Origin of the sequence: Pseudomaricurvus alkylphenolicus (assembly GCF_011683955.1) — a bacterium.
Classification (GTDB): Bacteria; Pseudomonadota; Gammaproteobacteria; order Pseudomonadales; family Cellvibrionaceae; genus Pseudomaricurvus; species Pseudomaricurvus alkylphenolicus.
This window is the reverse complement of record NZ_JAAQPI010000037.1, coordinates 1-24,399: the sequence shown is the minus strand read 5'-3', so window position 1 is coordinate 24,399 and position 24,399 is coordinate 1. Positions and strand designations below refer to the sequence as shown.

The following is a 24,399-nucleotide window of genomic DNA, read 5'->3' as shown; positions in this document are numbered from 1 at the left end:
CAAAACTGGGGGCTCACCCTGTCGCAGCTCGCCATATTCTTTGAAGGCCGGCTTGATGAAGTTATTGAATTATGATGTTATGCGGGAACGCCTAAACCCGGCCTGACACAGAATTTTAGACGCTCCCTTATTATTTTGAATATTTATGGTCCTATCCCCCAAATCCTCCGGTCACAGAATACAGATTTCATGACTCTCTCCTCATGACTGCTTTAGCCTCGACATTGATCGGGGCTTTTTATTGCCTGGAGGAAAGCCGGAGAGGTGGCGGTCAAAGATCGAACAGCTGGCAGGGTGGTTCTATGGTTTCCCGTTACCTTGCTCTTCAGCGTTTTCAACCTGCAGTAACTCCCCCTTGGTCAGCTCCCCATAAAACCTGGGATATGGCCAACCGTAACCCCAGCGGAACTTGGTCGGCAGAAAGGGCGTCCCACCCACGCGAACCCCGGCAAGCATCAACAGGGCGATCTCCTCTTCGCCAACCTTCTCAACACAGGCCTTGAGTGCAAAATCGGCAGCCTCACGCTCTTTGTAGGTGCCACCTTTCCAGTAGGCGTAATCATGTTCCGTACAGCATTGCAGCCACAATTGGCGTTGTTCCTGGGAGCCATCCGGAAACGCACTACAGCCGTCACTTGCGAATGGCTTCAGCTTTGCGTCAGATGCGAAGATCGAGCCTGACAGCAGCATCATGAAAGTGATCAACCTAATCTTCATTGGAGCTTCACACCGACCAATATCGCTTTTTGAACCAGGGAAACGAGCAGATGGCGACGTTGATCACGATCCAAACCAAAAGCCACGGCCAATCCAGCCAATCGCTATTTTGGTTATAGAGCGCCAAACGTTTTTCTGGATCAGGGGTAATGTACATGACAACCCCCACAATCAGGCCAATTGTGAGGGGAATCGGCTGTCGGGGTTGAGTGGTCTCCAACCAGTGATAGAGGGCGGTGTAGGCTGTAATCCACACCACCAAAGTGACGTTATCCATTTGCTATGGGATGGCCTCCGTTCCAACTGGGGGTAGTGCTTTTAGGCAGCCTGCCCAAACCGCCCCTCAAGATACCGAATAATATCCCCGGACTCATACATCCAGCGGCTTTCCCCGGAGGCCTCCTCGATCCGCAAGCAAGGCACCTTCAACCGCCCACCCCCGGCAACCAGCTCATCCCGAGCGCTATCACAGCGTTTGGCATCCCGAGTCTCAATCGCCAGAGACTGCCGTTTAATCGCCCGCCGCACCTTCACACAAAAAGGACACGCCTTGTACTGATACAGGGTCAACCCGCTCGTCTGGGCATCCAGCTGCTTCTGGGCATCGCTATCCCGCTTCACCCCACGAGGGGTAAACAGCCAGTCAAAGAACAGAATCAGGGAACCAAGGATGGCGCGAACAATAACCATGGGCAAAGTCTCCGGTCTGAGGTTGGAGCGATAGACTCTGTGGCCTATAGAGTCGTGCGCTCTATGGCTCTGCAGCCTATGCAATCCGGGGAAGATGGTGGGCCCTCACGGACTTGAACCGTGGACCTATCGATTATGAGAATGATAATCATTTGCAAAAAGAAAGAGAAAGCCGAAGAAACGTAACGAGTTTTTCCGGGGTGTACCGAACCGGGGTACCGAAACCGAACCATGGCCGAACCGGGAAAGGTCGGAAACCGGTCCCAGGTTGCCATCAGGCCATGTGGGCTATGGGTTCGGTCGGACCGAACTCCGGGCCGGTGCCGAACTGCTCTCTACCGAATCCGTTTGCACACGTGGTACATTTGGAGTGGCTGCTCATTGCCTTTTGCTTCAGGGTAGTGCTTTTGGTACAGGCGAGAAGAAAAAAATCTATGGACTTCACCATGCTTGAGTCCAGGAATCTCGCCGCGAATAAACTTGGCGGATATGAAATCCTCCTGTATTTCCATGACTTTCCAAAGCAAACCCCGATCCCGTTCATGGATTCCATCAATCCAGCCAAACTCATCATAGCTTCTGTACTTTTCGATGACATCACCTATAGCAATCGGTTTACCCATATCGATACTGCTGCAGGAGGACACAACAGGTTGGTATATCTGATTTCTTGCCAGTATTGCATCGGCTTCTGATTCGGTACACCATCTATCCGAGTAGGTGGAAGGGTCAACGATTCTCCAAGTTCCCTCAACATCTTGAAAGTGGGCGAACTTCCATTTGGTATATCCACCAAATGAATTCTTTGCGTTCCACTCAATGCAGGCCCTATTTCCTGTTTTGCTGACAGAGAAGTTTCGAAACTTAGCTGAATCTGGGTCCTTTAATCGTGAGCTGACAAGTTCTTGAATTTCTGATTGATCTGAGCAGCCAGCTATCAAAAGTGCAAAAATAGTAATTACTGTACGCATATCTTAAAACCATCTCATGTCTTGATCCAAAGCCCTCTGGAGGCGTTCTTCTGGTGCTAGGGCAGCATGTTCAATGAATGTTCTCTATTTGCAGCGAAGGTGTACTGGCTTATTTAAATGCCAACTTCAGCCAATCCAAAAATCCAATTGGTATTGCTCGATCAGACTCACCATTCTTGGATTCGAGAAACCACATGGCTGCGTAGCTAGACAAAGGAGAGACTACTAAGTACGCATACCCAGTACCGGTAGTCAGTAATAGACCTAGCAGGTTGAGAACAGAGAAGTTGCTGGCTCTCCCTGCGCTAAAGAGGTTGATGAATGCGTTTATGCAATACGCACCAAAAAATGCCAGAGGCAACCATTTTGCGTACTGAATGCCTTTGTGTCCAAGTGTAATGCTTGCGCAAACACCGAATAGGATACCGGCAATGCTGTACCCAACAAGGGCTTCGACAAACCACACCGTTGTGTTGATAGTAACCAGGGTTTCCAGATCAAGGGAGCTGGGTAAAAAGTCCAAAAATGCCGAGAGCTTGTCGCCGATTGGGCGAACCATAAATACTGCAAAGGCCAGGATGCACCAAGTTTTGATATTCACTTTTTCCGTGCTGTTCATCGTTGATCCCTCGAATCAAACCGTTAGATTTCAGTAGTGGTGTATCGCTACTTCCTACCGCCCGTGCACCCAAAGCTATGTTCAGGTCTCCAGAAAGCAAAATTCTACGTAATACGTAGAGAGGCGACAAGCTAAATTGACCATCATGGCTGCATGTCAAAACATGCCGAGCCAGAAATCTCCATCTTTGGTCGCCGCCTGCGGGAAGCGCGGCAAAGGATCGGTATGCCCCAGGACAAATTGGGAGTCGAGATTGGGTTGGACGAGGGCAGCAGTAGCGCCCGTATAAGCCGATATGAGACCGGGAAGCACGAAGCGCCCTATGCAACTGCTCAAAAATTGGCCAAGGCGCTTGGCATCCCGGTAGCCTATCTATACTGCGATGATGATAGGCTGGCGGAGTTGATACTCAAGCTGGGCATTGCCAAAAAGAAGCAGATTTGCGAAGTGGAAGCAATTCTGGGGTATGATTTATAGTGCTCATCTCAGTTGTGCCAAATGTTTGACATAAGCTCATGCGCTCCGGTCTCCTTAACGGCTGCAGCTACATTTTGTTTGCGTGTCTACCAGAACAGGGCACTCATAAGCGGTTAACCTTTACAAGAAATAATCAATGGGAGCGCTTCTGCATAAGTTGACGGGTTAAATATTCAGTAGTCGCGATACTTCACGACTATCCCGTCGAATCCCATCGAAAGATTATTTACTCTCTGATCAGCTGCATTTTCAGCATATCTTGACCTTGAAAATTGAGGTATTTTCGAAAACTCCTTTTGCTTAAGCAGGTCGTGAATCTCTTCTTCAATGCCTACTTTAAGATTTACTCCGTTGGCTTCCAGATTTACGCCGTAATATCTGAAATTATCTTCAGCGATCAGCTCAAGTTTCCTTTCTAAGGCGTCTTCTATCAGAAATATTGATCTGTAGTTTGAATCAATAAATTTTTCTCTGCTTATATTAAGGGATCTTTCTTCTTTGCTTTCTGGGTCCGCCAAGTGGGTAAGTATTCGCTTATCACTAAAATAGGTTGCGCACGCATTTAGTGTTCGAGGTGTCGTACCGTCTATTGAGGCAATTTGTTGAGCTTGCTCCTTGGCGCTTGCGATTTTGGAATTTAATTGATTGGTTGACATGCCTTTAGCTTCAAAAACATGCCAGTGGCCATTTGCACATTGCCCGACAAGATCTGGTTCTCTGCCGCGTCCTTCGTTGGGGGTATCAAATTGAATTGCTCCAAGTGTCTTCAGGCCCTCCACATGGATTAGGCTGCCAATGTCGAGTAGTCTTTCGGCATAGAATTTTGCGAAAGCCATTCCTAAGTTATAACTGACAATTCGTTTCTTATCGCTTACGTGAGTGTGATAGATAGGATGTAATCTCATCCCTTCCCTATCGGATTGTATGTTCTCAAACACAACACCAATCTTTTCTATCACCGAGCTATAAATTGCCCTAGCTAACCCGTAGTCTTTTATCTGACGTTTTGAGATAAAGCTCGGGTTTCCAACGGTGATCATCGAGCGATACAGGTCAAGCTTTTTGCAGCGGATGCTAGACTCACCATCTGTATTTAAGTGCAGGTATGGTGCTACGTAATCGCTGCTGCGATAGAAGATAAAGGGCAAGATTCACTCCTTTGATATAAACGTTAAACGCTTGGTAGGCTGCTCAAGTTTTCTTCGGACAAAGCTTAAAGTATTTTCGTAGAAAATTCTTGCAGTTCGGTGTGTTCTGGTAGTATGCCGTTCGGCGTTCACAACGCTCCATTCTAATGTTGTCTAGGTGCTGTCTAGCCTTCGCCTTCCTCATTGGCCATATTAGGCCCATAAATATTCTCATTATGATGCTCTACGAAGACATTGGATATACTGTGCCCATGAGATTTTCTTAACTTTCTGACGTCTATGGCTATGGCACCATAATCCAGCATCGCGTGATGATTAGGGCAGACGCAAATCATATTCTCTATAACATCTGGACCGTTGTGAGGGCTGCCCAGGGGCATGATGTGGTGGGCTTCTACGTAGCGCCTTTTTTTCGAGACTTGTATTGATAATCCACAAATTTGACATTCGTAGTTGTTTAGGCGCTTTACTCTCTGAGAGAGGGCTGAATCACGTATGATTCTGGAAACCACCATATCCGACCTGTTGTTTGGTACTTCTATGTCACTTGGGTTCAATTCTACACATTCTTCAATGTAGTCTGACCAATCATGGCTTCTAGATTTCCGTATCTCGTTCTCCCACCATTCATACGGATTCTTTTGTTTTCCAAATAATGAAAAATAGCCGGGACCAGGTTCATTCGACAGCCGATTTATTATGAGACCGGTGATTGCAGGAAGGTTATTTGCAACTGTCCATTCGGCCAATGAGTTCAGGCCTTGGGGCTTTAAGCTCTCTCCCCACTTTTCTCTCATTTGAGGCAGATCCAGAAGTTCGTGGCACTCTTTATAGCCAATGTAGGTATCAGGTCTACCAGGGGTAGCACTGTCTAGCCTCGATACCAAAAGTGAGAGAAGTTTTCTTCCTTGTTCATCCAATTCCATAAGCTTGAAAATATCTCATAGTTGTGTTTCAACACTTTTGAAGGGAGCCATGGGGCGAAGTTTAGCCTTGTATAATTAGGGAATAAAGCAGGAGAGGAGACTAACTATTTCCCTATTAATCAGTACGTTGGCGACCATAACACAGTTCGATGCATACGTGCTATCAACAAAAGAGGGCTCCTGAAAGAAGGAAGTTGCACCGAGGCGCTTCTTGGTCAATATTACAGCTACTCTGCCTTTTATGAAGGAATGCCTGTGACCGACCAAATGTCTGACAGCCTCGCCAATGAATGTCCAGATCTGGAACTGTCTGGATTATACCTCTACGGCATTATACGTGGGTCAGACCCTTGCGTCGGTAATGGATGGGGAGACGAGTTTGTTAGAACGAAAGCTTGGCAGGACTTACAGGACAGTGGTGTTCTGGAGACGGCAAGGTTTCGTTTTACAGCTCTGCACAGTGGCGTCATCTGCCGATACAGGATTTCTAGAAGTGGTGGTCTTCGGCTAGCAGAGATTTCTGTTCTGTCTGGTTTTGTCGAGGAAGTACCGGAGGTGGCGTTGCCTGGGACCGAGTTAAATTCTCAATTCAGGGCTGAGGGCATACTGGATCGAGAAAGCGACATCTCAATCCATTCTGACGGAGTATGGTATCACCTCCTTCGACATCAGGGCGTGCTATATCTTGTAGATGCAAATCCCTTGGACCAAGTCGACCTCAGAAAGGCAAGGAATGACAGAATGGAGTTTGTGGACTATCCCGCCGATGAAGAAATTACTGGTGATTTCTGGCTGGTGTTGAAGCCAAGCTTTCGTGCCTCCCGAACATATGTACCGTTTATAAATGGCCGAGTAGTTACAGATCAAAGTCGCTGGGTCAAGGAGCCAGAAAAGGGGCCCTCCGGTAGGACAGGCTTTCTGGCTCGGTTGACCGCATGGCGGATACGTGTTGCCGCAACAGTTGAAGGATTATTACGGCGATAGATGCCTTACAGGACAGTTTACATTCACTGGCCAGACGATAAAGCTTCCTCTTGGTTGCTGAATGAGAAGTGATCAATCGCTGCAGCTTTGAGAAACCCTGAGACGTTATTGTTATCTCGAGTCACAGGGTTTCCGGAATCGATTTCGTAGCCTATCAGCCCTCTTAAACCTTTGTGATTACGAACCCGGGATCTTTGATCTAGCGGGGGTAATCTCGCAAGTATTTCATCTGCCGGGTAAACAATTCCTCTGGGAACAGTACCGCTGCCACTGTTGCGGGTGACTTCAATGTACACATTACCATTTCTGTTCTTCCAAAGCTGGTAGCAGATTTCGCCGTGCCTTGCTACCAACTTGACGGCTGTTTTTTCGTCTTCGAGCTTGTAATAAATGTTTGTCATAAGTATCTCATTGCTCACGATAAAATGATTATGGAGTTCTGGCGATAGGGAAGGAATACTCCCTGAATCAAAACTCCGAAAAATGCAAAAAAAAAAGAGGTACTCCGACCACACCCCCGGAGTGGGGATGCAGCCGGAGCAGCAGGGGAGTAGTGGCAAGTGACCTCCCGAGAGTGGTCCAGAGTGGCCCGCTATGGGGCGTTTCCGGCGGGGGCACCCCCAGGGTACAGGGTTGCGGTCTCTGCCGCCTCCTGCATCGTAGAGGAGGAGAGGTGCGCGTACCGCTGGGTCACAGTCGGGTCCGAGTGGCCGAGGATCTGCTGAACCTCATACAACGACCGTCCACTATTGACCAGCATCGATGCGAATTGATGGCGAAGGTCATGCAAGCGCAACTCCGGCAAACCCGCTTCAGTCCTGATGCGTCTCCAGGGCTTCTGGACATTGACATAAGGCTTGCCAGTGCGGGGGTTCACAAACAGATGATCATGGTACCGGTTCAGTTCTCGCAGCTCCTTCAAGATATCCAGCGCCGATTGGTTCAACGGCTTGGAATTGATCTTTTTGGACTTCGAGTTCGTTGCCGGTATACGCCACACTTTGTTGTCGGTATCCACGTTATCCCAGGTTGCGGTTAAGGCTTCGTTGACGCGAGCACCGGTGCAGAGTAGAAATTTCACCAATAACGCGATCACACGGTTAGGGTGCTTGTCCAATACCTCTAACAAGCGGGCCTGCTCTTCATCGGTCATGTACCGCTCCTTGCGATTGTCAACACGAAACAGCGGGATTTTTTCCGCCGGATTCTTCTCCAGCAATCCCCATTCAACAGCAAGGTTGAGTGAGTGGCGGATCAGTTTAAGATGATGATCACAAGTTGCATGTGCCAGCCCCTCATCCAGCAATGCCGAATGAAAGGTCTGAATCTGCAAGCGGGTGATTTCAGTCAGACGGAAGTTGCCGAGGACTCGAAAGATCCGCAGTCGACACATACTTTCATCGAAAGTCCAGCTTCTCTTTCTGGCTTTGGCGTAAGGCAAGTAACGGTCCTCCATGAATGCTGTGAAAGTAGGCACGTCCTTTAGCTGCTGTCTATCAGAGCTTGGATCTGAACCCGTCAGGACCTCCGCCTTCAGTTTCTTCGCCTGCTGCCGAGCCCGTTCAAGACTGATTTCACTAGTTCGCCCGAGTTTAAGGTACTTCGTTTCCCTCTGATCATTCTTGTAGCGAAGGTAAAAAGTACCGACACCGGGGGAGGTGGCGCGAGTCTCGACCAAAAGACCTGGAAGAGCGGTATCGCATAATTCGATCTTGTTCTTGCCCGGAGGGCAGATCAGTTGATCGCTAATGACTTTCTTGGTTAAGAGAATTCTAGGCATAGGAACATCCTCCGTCTTGCCTGGTGATTGAAGAAAGGCGTTGCCGCCGTGGTTTAGAAAGATATGGCTATTTGACCGAGCGTGAGAATTCGGAGGGTAGCCAGAAAGGGAGCCGCCAAAACCGCCAATACTGGAGTTTCGGCGGTTTCGACGATATGGGCTGGCTAAAAATTAGCCGATTTTGTTGAGTTCCGGGTGCCATCGGTACTGGACCGTTGGTCTTCCTCCGAGAGCAGAAGTTGATGGAGGCAGCTCAAGCAGGTGATAGTGATCAACAAGGCATTCCAGGGCACCGTTGACGTCACTGCTTTCGGTCAGGCCTGCCCATCCCTTTCTGCGCACATCACGGGCCGTGAAGCTGGCAGTGAGTTTATCTCTGCGCTGAACGATCCGCTTTGCATTATCGACGGCGTTGTTGGTATTAATACTGTAGAGCCTCAATGCATGGGAGCGGAGGTATTGAGCCCAGAGTAAGGCTCGTTCTACTGCCGCTTGACCAACATGGGACTTTCCGCCTTCAACAAGCTCGAACAGCAGAGCCAGGGCAGCAACGGCCTTGGGTGACTTTGCTAAGTGACTCTGCACCACAGGATGGTGTTCGCCGTCAGCGATATCCTTGCGAAGAGACGTCATCCAGTCCGCAAACATTGATTGGGCGCCATCGCTGAACTTCAACTGGATTGGTCCAGCCTCTGGAAGCGGCAGCTGATGGAATGCCCGCACAGTGTCTCGATAACGTTGGTAGGCATCCTGATCTGGTCGGCGATCTAGCCATTCCCACTTCTCATTTGGGTCCGGCCAAACTGTCAGCTGAAGGCGTTGAACAAGACCATCGTCGGCTCGACCACGCATTGCCATGCTGATCAATCGAGCAATCTTGCTTGGCTGAATACCACCTAGCAAGCTGAGAGTGCAGTTGTCGATGACAATTGTGCCACGGCCTATTCGGTCATAAGTAAATCGGCTGTTGCCGTCAAAGCATTCCAGATAGAACGCCCTCTCCAGCTGACCGTCTTCTTGCGACAGCTTTGCGAGAAAGCCTGACAACTCATCTCTCATCAACAACAGGCCATTGGGGTTTTCATTCAGTAGCTCACCTAACTTTTCGACGGAGGCATCATTGACAATGTAGCGGAACTGATCAAAATGCTGTTCCTCGGGCTGGGCTGTCCGTAGCTTCTCGAGAGCTTCGTCTTTTCTACCCTCGTTGAGGAGGGCTTTCGCTTCCTGTTTGCGTGCTTTTTCCTCGAGTTTATGCAGCTCCGCCAGCATCTGGTGTTCTTCAATGGCATTCTGCGCAAACTCCGCTCCGGACTTTTCAATGTCGATCAGGGGGTGTGCAGCCTCCTTCATTGCTGGAGACTTCATCGCCGACGGTGGGCCAACGATGGCGCCCCAGAGGTTAGCGCGTACCTCCCAGTTATCGTGCTGCTTTGGAAGGATTGAGTATTTGTTGCCCAATATGGCTGACAGGATGACGATGCAGGAAACGGCGACATAGTCCGCAGGGCACTGAGCACGACCTGCCACATCAAAAACAAAGCCTTCTAGAGAAGGAGGCAGCATGGCTTTAGAGAGTGGAAGTACCGGTGGAAGCTGTGCATCCAAAGGTATCGGGCTGTGCACGGAAGCAATGGTACGATCTAGCATAACCTTGGTATCAGTCATTATTAACCTCCCGAACGACGCAGTGTTCTACATCATTGACGTCAGTACAAGCGCACCCTGGATGATTGCATGGCAGGTCTGGGGTGACATAGTCTGCCCCTATTGCCGTCGCAGCCTCCACGGCTTTGGTTAATCCTGGGTTTCCCTGCGTTCGATGATCATTGTCGGCAACAATGACGATTTTGACGCCCGGGGGAGCGGAGCTGGCCAGCGCCAAGCACACCTCCATCAGGTTTCCCGCATTCATGGCGGCCAAGGCAGGATCGCCCGTAACGTCATGAACAGTGGCCGCTGTAGCCCATCCCTCTGTGATGTACCAATTCAGCGAGCTGCTTCGATCGCCGACTTCGGCGAACAACCCCTTCACTCGGCCGCCTCTCATAAACCGCTTGGTTCCATCGCGGTATATTCGCTGCATATTGTGGATTTCACCGGTGGCGTCGCGGAGCGGCACCTGCAGCGCACCATTGAGCTGAAAGAGCCCATGTGGCAATACCCTCTTGGTCTGCAGATAAGGATGATTCTCATCAGCCCTTTCAGCTTCTTCAGCAATCAGTCTTGCCGTCTCTGCGACTATAGATTGCCTTTCTAGGCGCGCACGACCAACTTCCATCGAATGCTCTGCGATTCGTTGCCTAGTCTCAGCGCCGGTGGTCGACGTAAACAGGTCAGCTCCCTCCGCAGTCCAGCTGTAACGTTCGCAGGTAACATGATTCCCGAAAACCGCCCGGTCACCATTTGGAGAGACCCATACCCAGATGGAGCGATTGCTGCAACTTTTCCCTGGCATTCGGTGGCGATGTATTTTTCCGTCCGCCACCGTTTCAATATCCGCACCAAGCTTTAATCGGATCTCCTGTTCAAGTTGCTGGCGCCGCTGCTCAACCGTGATTGAGTCTGTTTGATGGTTAAAAGGCATTTCTTTCCCCTTTAAAATCTCGTGAAGACAGCCACCCGTGATATCGGTAGGAGACCAAAGGGATGGCTGCCGTTGAACCCCTTCTGGCAAGTGGACTACCGGTCCGAGCGAGTGGCCTTGGTCAGGCTTCTGATCGGTAAGCGGCGCGTGCACGTCTAGAGGGGTTAATGTCACGAGAAACCAAAAATGTCATTTAAGTTACTGATTTACATATAAAAGATAATGAAATACTATAGATGAATAATCACATTGGAAATCGCAATGACGGATGCCAGATCATTATCCGCAGATCATCAGGAGGCTTTGCGCCAAAAAGCCATCAGGTTGAGAAAGCGAGGTAGAACCTACCGGTATATTGCTGATCTTTATGGTGTTCATCCCAATACTGTTTTCCGGTGGGTCAAGACTTACGAGAAAAGTGGCGCTAAGGGCATCAAGGCCAAGTCAAAGGGCCCTAGGGGGAAGTTGAAAAGGGGGTTAACCCCGATGCAAGAATTGAAGATCATCGAGTGGATGCTCAAAAATGATGCATCGACTGTTCATCCGAGTGATGTGTTGTGGACCAGTGAAGCGGTATATCGATTGGTTACTCAACGGTTCAAACACAAGCTGACAAGCAGAACAGTCCACAACTATATGCGCAGGTGGGGAATAGTATCGACTAAACCGGATGGACAGCTTGCTGCCCGGTCTGTAAAAATACGTGATCAAGATGAAACACAGATTTTCTGGTGGGAAGCGAAAGAGCTGGCTCACTGGAGTGACCGGGTTGCCGATTATCAGAAATCGAAGCCCTATGCTCAAGATGTTGTCAGGTTACGGGCTGAAACTAAAATGTTGTCCATAACAGATTCCAAAAACAAGCTTCATTTTCATCTCGTTGAAGATGGCTGGGTGGACCTAGCGCAGGAAATTATCCGATTTCTAACTTTGATGTTGAAGCAAACCGAGAAAAGTATGTGTCTGGTGGCGAGGAACGCACTGGATTTGGATCGTGTCGAGGTAAAGGAGTGGATTCAGTCCTGCGATAGAATTGTCGTGCTCAACCAGAAAGAGGCGCCATAGCAGTAATTTGCGCTTTTTTTTCCTGAATGCGTGAAAAATATGGCGCCAAAACTGACAAAACCCAGTCCCTCTACGGGACCGGGTATCATGTTAAGTGAAGCAGGCGGCTACAATTGATATGGACTCACTTCAACCTAACTATATTGGTCTGATATTTTGAAATTCATGAATGCCATGTTCATCGCCCTTATGTAGTTCTGCTTGTTCCTTCAGTTTGTCGTAGACCTCGCAGCCATCGCCCAGTATCACATGGCCAGCCAGCGCTTTATGAAGGACAGTATCAAAATCTCTCCACTCAGGTATGTTGCAGTACACATTTCTGGTTTTCTTTGCTGTAAACTGCTGCTTTCCGGGCGAATACTCCAGAGTAATCTCAGCTCCTTCGCATTGATTCATTGCATGTGCTAGTGAAAGCCACATAGGCGAATCCTGAACATTTGTGGGAAGAACCTGTGCATAAACAAAAGGTTCATCTCTATCAGTCCAGCAGGAGTGAAATCGACATGTACGATAAATGAACCACTCAGGGTCAGCTTGCAGTTCTTGAATTGCTGGGTATAAATCGAAGCCTATCAAGTTATTTCGATAATCGAATTCTCCTATTACAGCGCAGGCATAGTCGACATACCTGCCGGTCATATGAAACGGCACCTTGACATCCAGCGTTCTGATGATTTCGTTGCACTGCAATCGCCTACTGGGGTACATAGCACTAATTGGGTGGCAATTTGCAAGAGAATAGTCATCATCATTCTTGGTGCCGGGGAAGATATCATTCATGTTATAGCTCCTAAGGGCATCTTAAATTGTGCATCAAGAGCCAAGCGCGCAGGGCCTAAATCACTGGTGGCGGTTACCGGTAAAGCCGACCAGTTGTGACAATGTTAGTGAGTGAAAATGACGAAGGCAATATAGTGAAAAGCCTCTGAAAACGAGGAAGAAATTGCATTCCCTTCTTCTTTAAAGGTGTCTTCCTTGGTAGTGAGATAGATTAAATAGTTACAGCATTTTGAGGGTTAAATAAAAAACTTTTCCAAGAAGAAGAACTTTGGGATTAATCCGTTCTGCATTCTTGGGTCAAAAGCACTCAAAGCAAGGGAAGTTATTTTTGGAGGGGTGTGCTTATAGTCTTTTCTGCAGGATTTTCAGTCCGTTCATATGAAAATAATCTAAATATTTTCGCCGGATTTTGATTGTTGAAAGCAGAGATGAGTTTTGTCGGTTTTGTCGGTGTCATCCGGTCGGAAGATCGAAAAATCGGTGGCGATGGAGAGGCGGATACCGCCAAAACCCCTAAAACCAGTTTCGGCAGTTTCGGCGGGTCGATTTTCGCCAGAATTGGAAATTTCTGCGATCATGGTGAGTGTCATGTACTTTTGGTAACAATCCACTGTGGCTTCCCCGGGTAGAGATTAACAGCCCCTCCGAAAATCTTATTCTGATGTGATGACCTGATTGACAATACTGATTGGAAATGCTTGCGCATCATTCAGCGCTGTCTACCGTAGCAGTTGTAATCTGTGAGTTTGGAAGAAGCACCTTGAGGACACCGGTTTCCCGGTGCCCACTTTGGTGATGGCCTTCAATCAGCCATCTTTAATGCCCAGCTCCAAGCGCTTCAACAGCAGAAACGTTTGTAGATGATGCTCTAAGAGACCTTCCTTAAATTGGTCAAATTCAGAGTCCAGTATCTCGATGGCCAGCATTTCGTACTGGTCATAGATGTCTTGCGGTGTGGCGGTGGCGGGGTCACCGGGGAGAGCTGCAACAGCTTCTTCCAGACGAGCGCGCACCTCCGCTAATGGGTGAGTGAGCATAATAGATTTCCTAAAGTTAATGGTTAGATGTCAATCCCGCAGAACGCGGTAGAGGTGTACAGATGGAAGTAGAAGTCAGCCAATGGGAGCGGCCAACGTATCACTTCCGGCGGTTTTTGAAATGGGCTTTGACCTTGGCTTTCAGGTCGTCGCCCTTGACCTTCAGGTAGGCTAATAAGACAAATCCGATGATGGACTTGATGGGATGCATGTAGATCAGGATGACGGCGATGAATATCAGAAAAGCATACTCAACACCTGCCAAGATGATCACTGCGGCCATCCCAAAAAGAACCAACGTGAATGTTGACATGGGGCCTCCCTATGCATGTTGCAGATCACGATCACTTTGTAGATCACGTTGCCGCCGAAGCCGACTGACGATGGGTACGGAAAACTCTGCCCCGCGAATCGTCCGAAGGCCTCTATCATTGAGGGCATCGGCAATGGCCTGACAGGTGGACAACTCTTCGGAAGCCTCCAGGAAGGTGATTACCTTGAAGATTTTTTCCTGCCAGTCCCTTTGCTTCTGTACTCTATGACTGTTCGCTGCCGATACATCCCGGTTGCGTTGCGCTTCCAGGTGGGGATTGCCGAGGACCACGCCACGATCCTTTGCAGCCTTCAATGCCTGCTTGGTCCGTATGGAGATCATCCGGGCTTCATGCTCTGCCATTGCGGCTAGAATGTGGATGGTGAGCTGGTCGATCTCAGGAAGGTCACACAATTTGAAGCGAATGCCCCGCTTCTGCAGGCTGGTGATGAAATGGAGATCACGGGACAGTCGATCCAGCTTTGCCACCAGTACGGTTGCATTGGCCAGCTCAGCATAGTCCGCTGCCTTGGTGAACTCGGGGCGGTCTGCCCGCTTGCCACTTTCCACTTCGATGAACTCCGCGAGAACCTCTCCGCCGAATGCAGCAAGGAATTCACGGACTGCGGTTTGTTGGGCTTCCAGGCCGAGACCGGATTGGCCTTGCTTTTGGGTGGAAACCCGGTAGTAGGCAACATAGCGTGCCGGTTGGTGTTGATTCATATCGAATCCTCTTTGTTGATGGTTGATGAAAAGTGCGGTGCCGTTGCAGCACCTGGGGTCTCACCGGTAACAGTCACGTAAAGCCTGCCGATCCAAAGTCATCGTGGTCCAATGGCAATGATGGTTTGGAATGGTGGTATCGAGCGAGTTGCCGGTGGTGGGTGGAGGTGGTAGCAGCAGCGGAAACTTTCTATGGTTTCTGGACTGCCGCCCGAAGGTCTATGCCAGTGAGTCAGGCAGGAGGGAGTGCCCGTTTTGTACTGGTGGGGGGGAGGGAGGGGGTGGTAGCAACCGGGAAAACTTTTTCTGTTTTCACCGGCAGGCGCTATCCAAGGTAGCCCCTATATCACGCATGTTTATAATGATTTTATTTTTTTTACATATTACCTACCCCTACCACCCCTTAAGACTACAGCTCATGCGGCACAAGGGCTCCAGCAGGTGGTGGCAATTGGTGGGGCATGTGGTGGGGCATGTGGTGGGGCAGATCGGAGCACCCAGTCAGGGGTAGTCATAATGGTCTGGAATTTCGCCATTGTGGAAAGATACACCGGTAAGTGATATAACATTGGCAGCTTATAGGGAATTAGGTTTGTCGCTGATGTGAAGGGATCTCATTGCAAGTCCCGTCTAAATTCCCCCTGTAAACGTACAAGAACTGGCGTGATTGTCTGTGTAGTAGCGCCATCGAATACGAGTTTGACGAGATATCAAATGAAATCATTTTTTTCTGGGGCTTTGGGTGGATTCTTAGCGATAGCAACAGCGATCGCAGCTATATACATATATCAAGAAAATGAGAAGAAGAATTGGGCTGCTGAGACACCAGGCGATTGGACAGGCTCAGAATTACGTCAATTGCTTGTGGAGATTGAGCAATATCGAATTATCTTTGGACACTATCCTGAGACTCTCAAGGATGCTCGGGGTGGTTATGGAGGGATAGATGATGGTGCTATAGATTGTGAATGCACAGGTGACTATTTCTATCAGGTTCGTGATTCATCTCAGGAGTACTATCTCTTATCTAAAGGCCCGGATTGTGAGGCCCTGACTAGCGATGACATTTTTCCTGAGTTGTCTCAAAAGGAAGTTGACAACATTGGATTTCGTTATCCAGAAATCAAAATTGGAAGTCATAGTGCTGGGGGAGAAGGTTGCGGCAATGTCTAATAGTCAATCTTCTATAAGAAGTAGCCTCATTGCACGGCCAATGACTTCTATTTGCATATGCTCAAAGTAGGCCAATTTGCATCAATTCTAGCCATTCTATCTATCGTTGGTTGCGAGCCTCAGGAAGATCAGCGATTAATAGGCGAATGGCGGATGAATAGAGGGATGACGCTGAATAATATTGATCCTTCTATGGTTGACAAAGATGTACTTGATTTTCTTCGTAATCACGAGATCGATGCAGTAATCGTATATGAAGAGAATAGATACGCGGTCATTATCGATGGTGACGACAGCGCAATGGAGTTCCTAAATTACAGGGTGATCAGTAAAGATGAGTTTTCTGTGACGATAGATAATGATTATGACATAGAGGCACGCTTTGTTTATCAAGGGGACTGCTATATAAATACTGGCGGCTGGTATGGATACGACGAATATTGGTGCCGAATATAGAGTCTGGTATTCCGTACTTAGGGAAGAGCATATATAAATTTGGGTTTCTCACTACAAAAGTTGCCATGTCACTAACCATTGGAGGTAATGTGCACAAAGAAGCTATAGCTGTTGCCACAAAGTTCATACTGGCGCTGACTATTTTGTCAGCTTCGAATGCTCAATCTACACCCCTACATACAGGGCATATACTCGTAAAGTTGGGAGGCATCGAAGAGATAAAAAGAGAGGTTATTGATCACTCCAAAATTACAAGGCATGAAAAACCCGTAACAATAAATGTCCATCTTTGGGATACTGATGATGGTATTTATGTTTACTTTCCAGATGGAACTACTACGTATAGCTTCATAAATCTTATAAGTTGGCTAAATTACCCGCCTGGCAAAGAGCACATTGGGTATTCAAAAGGTTGGCTAAATGTTAGTTCTGAACGGAACAGCTATTTCTTAGTTCCGGATGTTGAAAATCAGAGAGGGGATACGCTTCTAGGTGCAGATGTTGAATCCAGGGCGATCAGGGTTTATTTACCTGAGGCACGAATAAGCCCGGCATCCAAAAAAGTTCAGTATGAAAGACCTCCAGCACTCTTGAAAAAGTTGGATGCACCTGACCTTGCTTTTGAAATCAACATCGATATAGACCCTAGTTTTGGCAATCCCGGCTTCTTCATAACGGATCCAATGGATAGCAATTGGGGTTATTGAATACGCAAGGGTGGTAGGGTAGTTTCGGCGTAATGTGGTGGATTCAGCGGCGGCAACACCAAATGAGCCACCGTCACGGATAAAAAATATCTTCCCAGCCCCACCCCTCCCGCCCCTTTGGCTGCAGCCCATGGGGTACAAGGACTCTGGCAAGGGGGGCAAGTGGTGGTGGGGGGGGGGCACCCCTCGGAACTTCACGAACCAGCATTTTGCTCGACCTCATCAATGCGGCAACAACAAACAGTTGGTCATTGCAAAAGGGGCAGGTCGACAGCTACGTTGGTCAGGTTTCAGTTCGAGGGGGAGGGTGGGGGATGCAATGCAGCAAACTTGCATTACACAAAGGGGACTTTTTGTGAGGGTGAATTTCAAGAAAAGCCCAAGAAATGGACTCGGAGGGGTTACTTCTTCCGGGTGCTGCCGCGAGTGGACTTTGCAGATTTCCCCGCTGCTTTCGTCTTCGCGATTTGGGCTTCCCGCTTCGCCGCTACCTCGGCCTCATGAATGGCCACCTCATCTTCCAGCGCGGTGTCATCCTGTATGAGTGGACCGATTGCATCCGAGAAGGGTTTCATGCTGCCAAAGACATTGAGGTAGGGTTTCTTGTCGACGGGCTTCAAGATGCCCTCCGCCCGAAGAGCTGCCGCGAGGAAGCCGTGATTGTTGGACCCACGGCTTTCATACAGTTGGCGAAAGACAAGGGCGGGGAAGGGTTCAGCTTTGGGTTGCTCCTCGATGATATCCGTGACGTCCTCCAGGGCAATCCACTCATTGCTGAAGTACCCGCCGCCGGTATTGGCAATGATACGCACGAAGACCGCGCCGGAATCCTCGCTATAGCCGATGTTGTAGGTGAGCTTGCCGGTGGCCGATGGCGAGAGAAGAGGGCAGGTTGCCTTCTTGAGGATGCGAGACGGTTTTTCGGTAGTCTTGGTTTGGGTTTTGTTGGGCATAGTAGTCTCCTGATGATATTGGAAAGTTAGTGTTGCAAGGGAACGATCCAGTGGATCTGATGAGTGAGTTGGTACGATGGTACAGCTATCGGATCTCTTGAAGTTGAGCATGTAATGAGCCCATTGCGAGCCTGATATCTGCGGTTCGAGATTTCAGCCAGTCGCAGTGAAAGATGATTCCGCCAACGGTTTCGCGTGGCAGGATTTCTCGCTGCTGTGCCATTGCGGAGATGGCATCACAGAAGAAAGCGTTCTGGTTGGTGAATGCGCAGAAGTCGTCATAGACCGTTACAAATTCCAGCTCTACGTGTCGGATTTGCTGGGTTAGCTTTGTGGCTGGTGCAGGAATGGTTCTGGGGTGGGTTTTCTTGGGCATATTAGCCTCCGAGTATCTTAGTGAAAGTTGGAGGAGACGCCAGAATGGTGCCTCCATATAAGATACCCAGAGGGGCGCTGACTAAAATTTTGAGGGGTGTTAGAATGGTAGCCTTAGCTCACAGTTGTTTAGCCTGGAGCCATCGGTAGCTCCGCTAACAGAGCTAGTTGGCGATCAAAAATTATCCAATCTAAGTTGCTCGAATGGAATCGAAAATGACCACAGACTTTCCCGAGAACGTTCTCCCTCATCTTAATGAAGTTTCTACGAGGCTGTGGTCTGGGCATGCCGCGATAATGGTCGGGGCAGGTTTCAGCAGAAATGCTACACCAAAATCTCACGGTACGAAGAGCTTCCCTGATTGGAATAATCTGGGAGAGCTATTTCTTCAAAAAACAAGAGGGAAAGGAGTCGATGACTATCGATTTCTCAATGTCTTGAAACTTGCCGATGAAGTCCAGGCATCCCTTGGCCGACCTGCGCTGCATCAAATAATTAGAGAGGCAATACCTGATGAAGAATATGAACCTTCGGAGTTGCATATAAAGCTATTGGAATTGCCATGGTCAGATGTTCTCACTACTAATTACGACACGCTTCTGGAGCGGTCCAGAACTAAGGTCACAACGAACAAATTTGACCTCGTCGTACGTAAGGAAGACCTAATATATTCAGAAAAGCCGAGAATCATAAAGTTACATGGTAGCTTTCCCAGCGTTGAACCATTTATTGTCACGGAGGAGGACTATCGACGTTACCCTTTTGATTTCGCTCCGTTTGTGAACACCGTCCAGCAAACACTACTGGAAAATACATTGTGCCTCATCGGTTTCTCAGGTGATGATCCGAATTTTCTTCGTTGGATTGGTTGGATTAGAGATAATCTAGGAAGTGATAGCTCTCCAAAAATTTATCTTGTAGGTGTGTTAAATCTATCAAGGGCTCAAGAGAATTTGTTGGAGCAATACAATATTGTTCCTATCGACATGTCTGAAGTTTCTGAGATTGGTCAAGATCACTACAAGGGAATTGAGGCGTTTTTGGATTTTTGTCAGTCAAGAAAGGAAGCTGAAGACAAACTGGCGTGGCCGATTGGTGAGACTTCCTATTCTCTTGATTACAACGATAAATCTAAAACCAAAGAATCAGGGCTTATAGATATTATTAGGGCATGGAGAGGCCAACGAGAAGATTACCCTGGTTGGCTGATCGTTCCAGAAGACCGACGTAGTAGTCTATGGCGCCATACAAAGAACTGGAGCGGATGCATAAAAACGGAAGATGAGTTACCCTCGATAGTTAGACTATCGTTTTTCTACGAGCTTCTTTGGCGATTCGAAAAGTGTTTGGTCCCAATATTCTCCGACAATGTTGAACATGTCGAACGTGTCATTAATGAGCTTGTTCCATTGTTTGTCGATGAAACAAAAGTCGATATGCAGACCGAAAATGATCTCAAGAGGCTAGACCTTCAGCCATGGCAGGCCAGAGATGCAATCAGCTTTATCATACTTTGTTTGACTAGGCACTATCGCGAAGAGGGAGAGCTTGAAAAGTGGCAGGAGAGCATAAGCCTAGCCGAACGGTTTTCATCTACGCAAGATGACGCATGCAAAGTAATTTACGAGCGTATTCTATACAGCCTATTCGCTCTTGATTATTGTAGTGCCAAAAGGGAGCTTAGCTCTTGGGATGTTCATGAAAATCAGCCGTATTGGTTGACGAAGAAATCGGCTCTTTTAGCAGAGTTTGGGGACCTCGATGAAGCAGAGAAGTTACTTGAAGCTGCTTTGCGATCTGTCAGATCTAAGTTAAATCTTAGGCCGATTAGAACGGACTATACTCTCGTCTCCCAGGAGTCATACATACTTGTAATTTTGAGGTACATAAGACTGGGTATCTCTTGGAGAAAGGGGAAGTTTTCTAATGAAGATAGAGATAAGTATTCAGATCGTTGGAATTCACTAAAGCAGTACAAGTGTGACCCCTGGATTGAGTTAAATCTATTTGAGTCGGCTCTAAGTTCAGAACCGGCAGAAACTCCTAGAGTAAAGGTTACCAAGTCGTTCGACTTGGGAAGAGTGAATACCAATAAAAACTATGGTGTAGAAAATGCTGAAGCTCTAATAGCATATCAATATTTGAAGTTCATTGAAGAGGTGGGTATCCCATACAATATTCCTGGAACCACTTTCGGAAAAATAGGGGCATCTGGTTCAGCTAAGCGACTACAGCAGTATGCGCCTTACTGGATTGTTGCAACTATTGTGCGAGCAGGTGACAAAAAGTTTGTCGACTTAGCATATAACAGGGCGTCAATTCATAAGAAGAAAGTCCAAGAGGTCGACAACCTGATATGCAAATACATCGATGTGTTAAGAGAGGTTTTGGAGTCGAAGGCTTTCGGGAATTGGGCTGAAATTCTCAAAAAGGTTCTTCCTGAAATTACGTCAAGACTGTTCTGCAAGTGCTCTCTTAGATCGAAAATAAAGGCTATAGAGTATCTCGAAGATTTATATTGTATAGAGCCAAAATCTGGTTATGAAGGGGTTCGTCATTTTGTTGATAGACTTGTTGCTTCATTGTCGGAAGAGGAGATGATGGAGTGTATTCCAAAACTCTTAGATGTATGTTATCGAAGTGAGTTACATCCGGTTGCTGGGAGTGAATTTATAAATCCACTGTCGCGGTTGAGGGAGGTAGACATCAGAAGAGTCTCGAAACGTAGTTATCCCGAGATAGATTCTGAGAAGTTCGAAGAGCTGTCGGATTTTCTTAATTCATCGTCTGAAGCGAATAGACTTTGGTCTTCCTGTTCGCTGATGAAGCTTCATGAACTGGGTTTGCTAAATCAAAAACAGGAGGATGACTTTATTGTTGGTTTGTGGTCGAAATTGGATCAGTCTGGTTTTCCATCAGGCACAGGATTTTACCGATTCGCTTTTCTAGGCGATCTGGAAAGTCCCGGCATCAATGCAACTGAATTGATGAAGAATCATATTCTTTCAACTCCCTTACCTTTGCAAAAATTGGAGAAAGGAAGTCGAGTTGCATTGAATGAAGGAGCCATAGACATCTGTAATGAAACAATGGGAGCTTCAAATAAACTTTCATGGACACGTGAAGAGGTGTGCCGTCTATTTGATATCTACGTTGAATGGTGGGATGCTGACAAGAGCTTTTTGGCGCACGATAGCCAGGAAATAGCAAACGAATTTAAATTGAGATTTTCAAATTTGAGTGGTGTCCTTGACGTCTCGATTAGTAACGTATTCCCGGTCGATGATGAGCTTAGAACGGAGTCGTTAGTGCGACTGATATCTGAGATGGATGAGTTCTTGGTCCCGACATGCAGAATTAAGAGCGCATTCTTTGATTTTATCGAGGTAGGCGCAGAATCGCTTATTTTTCAAATTGAGGCTGCAATTACTGGAATGCAAGAAGAGCATCTTCATGATGGATTCTTTGCTGTCGAGTTACTGGCTTGCCGAAACGACAATGAGTCTCTGGAAATGGTTCGTGCTGTTAAGAGGCTACTAGGTAATTGTTTGGTTTACAGGAGAAGAGAAACGATTATACGAGCAATGAATCTTCTTAGGTGGCTTCTTAGGAATCCAGATTTTACACTCAGCGCTGAACTGGAGCGGTCAATGTTGTTCTGTTTGGGGCAATTGATTTCAGACACCGGCCCTAACAGTAAAGTATACGATTTCATAGATTCGTTAGAGGTGCGTGTGTCAGCAGCAAAATTAGCCTACGAATGTTCAATATATTATATAGAATCTGATCAGTCTGTCCCGAATGTGGTGGGTGAGTGGGAGATAATAGCCTCCGATAGTTCAGAGTTTTCCGAGGTCAGAAATGCCTGGCCTTCATAATTTGCAATATTCGGGGATTCAGATGTGAGATTCCCTCTAAATCTTATATATTTCTGAAGTCTAGATAAGTTTCGCATCGGTAAGGTGGAAGAATACTTTAGTTTTGGCGTCCATTTTCTGGATGTCTATTCCTAAATTACGTGACAACAACCGGTAGTAAACTCGCCTCTTCCAATAGTGTAATTTCGTTTCAAACCACTCGTAATTCTCCGCCTCACCATAATGCCCTTTGTAGCTGTGAGTTAATGACTCTAGCTTGCTAACAAGTTGAGAAAACATACGTTTTTCTTGTAAATTTTTCGTTATGTCAGAAAATTCATCAAATCTAGAGGCAACTTTGGAAATTTGTTTCGCTGAAATCTGCAAGTGGTATTCAGAATCATTTCCGAGGGAGATCTCTAGGCCTAGGAACTCAGCATTTTGACTGGGTGAATAAATTTTGCTTTTAGATTTCTTTCCAATGTTGGGAACGTCGAGCCCCAATGGTTTTAGTTTATTCACGCAAAAGTCATGAGCTTCGATGCACTCGTTCTTGGATGTGCAAAAAAATGCAAGGTCATCTGCATATCTAACTACTCTGAATTTCTCTTTGTGCGCCGCATTGTCAAAGTCTTCAAGATACAAAGAGGATAGGGCGGGTGATAACGGTAAGCCTTGCCGCAACCCCAACCCTTTCTTAATACCGCATGAAGCTATTATTGGGGAGTATCTTTGTAAGTGTTCCTCAGATATTTCAGCATCTATAGCTTGAAAAATCAGAGGGTGAAGGGATCGATATCTAATTCTGCTTTTAACGATATTCTTGATTCTATTTCTATCAATGCGGTCGAAGAATTGGGTTACATCTGTTTTATAAATCCATGGGTGTTTTTTTCGTTGTGTCAGCGCATGCCTTATGGCTTTATCAACTCCTCTACCTTCGCGATCGCCATAGCTAATCGCCGTACCAATCTTGATCCCTCTTGTGTTGAGTAGGCCTAGCAATGCTTTTTGAACAAGACGGTCTTTGACGGTTGGAATGCAAATTAGGCGAAAGCTTTTTCCATCTGGTTTTACAGCCGGGAAAACGGAAAGGGACTGGTGTCTATATTGCGCGTGGTGACTTGTTTGGTTGGACTTAGCTTTTAATTCACAAGAAAGTTGGCGTATGAAGGCAGGATTATGTGCGCCAATCTGATTCAGGCTTAATCCATCTACTCCTGCTGTGTCTCTCTTATGCTTTGGGGTATGCCGATAGAATGCTTTTAGGTGCGTTTTGAGGGTGTCAGGATCGGCAAGTTCTTGAAGCGCAGACGCGTACTGTTTCTGCAAAACCAACTCCGTTTTGGTTGGGCTCCGCAGTGACCAATTCCACCCTGCGGAGCCTGATCAGTTCATTCCCCATAGGCTCAATCGTCTTAAATGATGCCGACAACTGAAATTCTGGGAGCTTGTCGAATACGGAAATACGCATCGAGAAGCTAACGGCAGTTTGCCACCGTGTAGTGGCATGCTCAACAGCCCGCTTCACTTTTCTGTTCCCGGCACCATGCCAAGAGAGAGAAAGTGACGGCGGCTCGCCGCAGGTGAGAATGCGTCTCACTTCTCCGGACCGGTGATCGCTTATCGCAATAACTAACGCCAAGGCCGTCAAAAGTGGGAGCAGTGCTGCTTTTGCAAGCTGCCTCAGCCCAGCTGGATTCCTCGCCCACCTGAAAGCTGATGATGCTACTAATTTCCCATAACTGTACATGCCAAATACTCCACGGTGATGTGTATGATCTGCGAATTCGGTCTTTGGTGGGAAAACGCAGTGCCCATTACCCATAGGCTCAATCGTCTTAAATGATGCCGACAACTGAAATTCTGGGAGCTTGTCGAATACGGTAATACGCATCGAGAAGCTAACGGCAAACTGCCACCGTGTAGTGGCCCCCCTGTGTCAGGATAGATGTCACCCCCTAAATTGTTGAAAACTTGAACAGGGGGCTGATGAGGAATGAGTGAAACACTATTCACCAGAAAGGAAAGAAGCGGTACTTAAGAAGCTGTTGCCACCA

At 47.5% G+C, this 24,399-nt stretch carries 26 protein-coding genes; 7 read left to right on the top strand and 19 right to left on the bottom strand.

The window, feature by feature from the left end; translation table 11 throughout:
* Window positions 1–300: 300 nt before the first annotated feature.
* From HBA55_RS36525 to HBA55_RS36505, 5 genes are all read right to left on the bottom strand, one after another.
* A complete protein-coding gene (locus tag HBA55_RS36525; protein ID WP_240946476.1) occupies window positions 301–693 on the bottom strand; it encodes an FAD-binding oxidoreductase in 393 nt (130 codons plus the stop codon).
* A 31-nt stretch (window positions 694–724) separates the two neighbouring features.
* On the bottom strand, window positions 725–994 hold the full coding sequence (locus tag HBA55_RS36520) for a hypothetical protein (protein WP_167001056.1): 270 nt from the start codon (window positions 992–994) through the stop codon (window positions 725–727).
* 41 nt (window positions 995–1,035) lie between these two features.
* Window positions 1,036–1,407: a glutaredoxin family protein gene (locus tag HBA55_RS36515; protein WP_167001054.1), complete on the bottom strand. Its 372-nt coding sequence runs from the start codon at window positions 1,405–1,407 to the stop codon at window positions 1,036–1,038.
* Window positions 1,408–1,742: 335 nt separating this feature from the next.
* Window positions 1,743–2,378 (bottom strand): hypothetical protein, encoded by a 636-nt coding sequence (locus tag HBA55_RS36510; RefSeq protein WP_167001052.1) that lies wholly within the window; start codon window positions 2,376–2,378, stop codon window positions 1,743–1,745.
* 109 nt (window positions 2,379–2,487) lie between these two features.
* On the bottom strand, window positions 2,488–2,997 hold the full coding sequence (locus tag HBA55_RS36505; protein WP_167001050.1) for a hypothetical protein: 510 nt from the start codon (window positions 2,995–2,997) through the stop codon (window positions 2,488–2,490).
* A gap of 153 nt (window positions 2,998–3,150) precedes the next feature.
* On the opposite strand from HBA55_RS36505, the gene HBA55_RS36500 reads away from it, so the two are divergent.
* Window positions 3,151–3,474 (top strand): helix-turn-helix domain-containing protein, encoded by a 324-nt coding sequence (locus HBA55_RS36500; protein ID WP_167001048.1) that lies wholly within the window; start codon window positions 3,151–3,153, stop codon window positions 3,472–3,474.
* Between the two features lie 173 nt (window positions 3,475–3,647).
* Here HBA55_RS36500 and HBA55_RS36495 read toward each other — a convergent pair whose 3' ends face one another.
* A complete protein-coding gene (locus HBA55_RS36495; protein WP_167001046.1) occupies window positions 3,648–4,622 on the bottom strand; it encodes a hypothetical protein in 975 nt (324 codons plus the stop codon).
* A 164-nt stretch (window positions 4,623–4,786) separates the two neighbouring features.
* Window positions 4,787–5,548, bottom strand: a complete 762-nt coding sequence (locus HBA55_RS36490; protein ID WP_167001045.1) for an HNH endonuclease — start codon at window positions 5,546–5,548, stop codon at window positions 4,787–4,789.
* A 255-nt stretch (window positions 5,549–5,803) separates the two neighbouring features.
* Between HBA55_RS36490 and HBA55_RS36485 the strand changes: the two genes are divergently transcribed.
* Complete coding sequence (locus tag HBA55_RS36485; protein ID WP_167001043.1) at window positions 5,804–6,532, top strand: hypothetical protein; 729 nt, start codon at window positions 5,804–5,806, stop codon at window positions 6,530–6,532.
* Window positions 6,533–6,555: 23 nt separating this feature from the next.
* Here the strand turns inward: HBA55_RS36485 and HBA55_RS36480 are convergent, their stop codons facing one another.
* From HBA55_RS36480 to HBA55_RS36465, 4 genes are all read right to left on the bottom strand, one after another.
* Window positions 6,556–6,933, bottom strand: a complete 378-nt coding sequence (locus HBA55_RS36480; RefSeq protein ID WP_167001041.1) for a hypothetical protein — start codon at window positions 6,931–6,933, stop codon at window positions 6,556–6,558.
* Between the two features lie 191 nt (window positions 6,934–7,124).
* Entirely contained in the window at window positions 7,125–8,312 is a 1,188-nt protein-coding gene (locus HBA55_RS36475) for a tyrosine-type recombinase/integrase (protein WP_167001039.1), read from the bottom strand.
* 171 nt (window positions 8,313–8,483) lie between these two features.
* A complete protein-coding gene (locus tag HBA55_RS36470) occupies window positions 8,484–9,980 on the bottom strand; it encodes a YfjI family protein (protein WP_167001037.1) in 1,497 nt (498 codons plus the stop codon).
* Window positions 9,973–10,899, bottom strand: a complete 927-nt coding sequence (locus HBA55_RS36465; RefSeq protein ID WP_167001035.1) for a toprim domain-containing protein — start codon at window positions 10,897–10,899, stop codon at window positions 9,973–9,975. The genes HBA55_RS36470 and HBA55_RS36465 overlap by 8 nt, the downstream gene beginning before the upstream one ends.
* Window positions 10,900–11,160: 261 nt before the next feature.
* Between HBA55_RS36465 and HBA55_RS36460 the strand changes: the two genes are divergently transcribed.
* The gene (locus tag HBA55_RS36460) at window positions 11,161–11,964 is read left to right on the top strand and encodes a helix-turn-helix domain-containing protein (RefSeq protein WP_167001033.1); all 804 of its coding nucleotides are present in this window, start codon (window positions 11,161–11,163) and stop codon (window positions 11,962–11,964) included.
* A gap of 138 nt (window positions 11,965–12,102) precedes the next feature.
* On the opposite strand, the gene HBA55_RS36455 is transcribed toward HBA55_RS36460, so the two are convergent.
* From HBA55_RS36455 to HBA55_RS36435, 5 genes are all read right to left on the bottom strand, one after another.
* Window positions 12,103–12,744 carry a hypothetical protein gene (locus tag HBA55_RS36455; RefSeq protein ID WP_167001031.1) on the bottom strand — a complete coding sequence of 214 codons (642 nt, stop codon included), beginning with the start codon at window positions 12,742–12,744 and terminating at the stop codon, window positions 12,103–12,105.
* Window positions 12,745–13,133: 389 nt separating this feature from the next.
* Window positions 13,134–13,322 (bottom strand): hypothetical protein, encoded by a 189-nt coding sequence (locus HBA55_RS36450; RefSeq protein ID WP_167001029.1) that lies wholly within the window; start codon window positions 13,320–13,322, stop codon window positions 13,134–13,136.
* 228 nt (window positions 13,323–13,550) lie between these two features.
* Window positions 13,551–13,781 (bottom strand): hypothetical protein, encoded by a 231-nt coding sequence (locus HBA55_RS36445; protein ID WP_167001027.1) that lies wholly within the window; start codon window positions 13,779–13,781, stop codon window positions 13,551–13,553.
* Window positions 13,782–13,881: 100 nt separating this feature from the next.
* Window positions 13,882–14,094: a hypothetical protein gene (locus HBA55_RS36440; RefSeq protein ID WP_167001025.1), complete on the bottom strand. Its 213-nt coding sequence runs from the start codon at window positions 14,092–14,094 to the stop codon at window positions 13,882–13,884.
* Window positions 14,095–14,103: 9 nt separating this feature from the next.
* Window positions 14,104–14,817 carry a recombinase family protein gene (locus HBA55_RS36435; protein WP_167001023.1) on the bottom strand — a complete coding sequence of 238 codons (714 nt, stop codon included), beginning with the start codon at window positions 14,815–14,817 and terminating at the stop codon, window positions 14,104–14,106.
* A gap of 714 nt (window positions 14,818–15,531) precedes the next feature.
* Here HBA55_RS36435 and HBA55_RS36430 point away from each other — a divergent pair.
* The 3 genes from HBA55_RS36430 (at window position 15,532) to HBA55_RS36420 (ending at window position 17,153) form a co-directional block, all read left to right on the top strand.
* Complete coding sequence (locus HBA55_RS36430; RefSeq protein WP_167001021.1) at window positions 15,532–15,990, top strand: hypothetical protein; 459 nt, start codon at window positions 15,532–15,534, stop codon at window positions 15,988–15,990.
* A gap of 57 nt (window positions 15,991–16,047) precedes the next feature.
* On the top strand, window positions 16,048–16,446 hold the full coding sequence (locus HBA55_RS36425; RefSeq protein WP_167001019.1) for a hypothetical protein: 399 nt from the start codon (window positions 16,048–16,050) through the stop codon (window positions 16,444–16,446).
* An 89-nt stretch (window positions 16,447–16,535) separates the two neighbouring features.
* Window positions 16,536–17,153: a hypothetical protein gene (locus HBA55_RS36420; RefSeq protein ID WP_167001017.1), complete on the top strand. Its 618-nt coding sequence runs from the start codon at window positions 16,536–16,538 to the stop codon at window positions 17,151–17,153.
* A 401-nt stretch (window positions 17,154–17,554) separates the two neighbouring features.
* On the opposite strand, the gene HBA55_RS36415 is transcribed toward HBA55_RS36420, so the two are convergent.
* A complete protein-coding gene (locus HBA55_RS36415; protein ID WP_167001015.1) occupies window positions 17,555–18,106 on the bottom strand; it encodes a hypothetical protein in 552 nt (183 codons plus the stop codon).
* Between the two features lie 85 nt (window positions 18,107–18,191).
* Window positions 18,192–18,482 (bottom strand): hypothetical protein, encoded by a 291-nt coding sequence (locus tag HBA55_RS36410; protein ID WP_167001013.1) that lies wholly within the window; start codon window positions 18,480–18,482, stop codon window positions 18,192–18,194.
* Between the two features lie 215 nt (window positions 18,483–18,697).
* On the opposite strand from HBA55_RS36410, the gene dsr2 reads away from it, so the two are divergent.
* Window positions 18,698–22,360, top strand: a complete 3,663-nt coding sequence (dsr2, locus tag HBA55_RS36405) for an anti-phage defense-associated sirtuin Dsr2 (protein ID WP_206020125.1) — start codon at window positions 18,698–18,700, stop codon at window positions 22,358–22,360.
* Window positions 22,361–22,420: 60 nt separating this feature from the next.
* Here dsr2 and HBA55_RS36400 read toward each other — a convergent pair whose 3' ends face one another.
* On the bottom strand, window positions 22,421–23,671 hold the full coding sequence (locus HBA55_RS36400) for a reverse transcriptase/maturase family protein (protein WP_167001009.1): 1,251 nt from the start codon (window positions 23,669–23,671) through the stop codon (window positions 22,421–22,423).
* Between the last annotated feature and the right edge of the window lie 728 nt (window positions 23,672–24,399).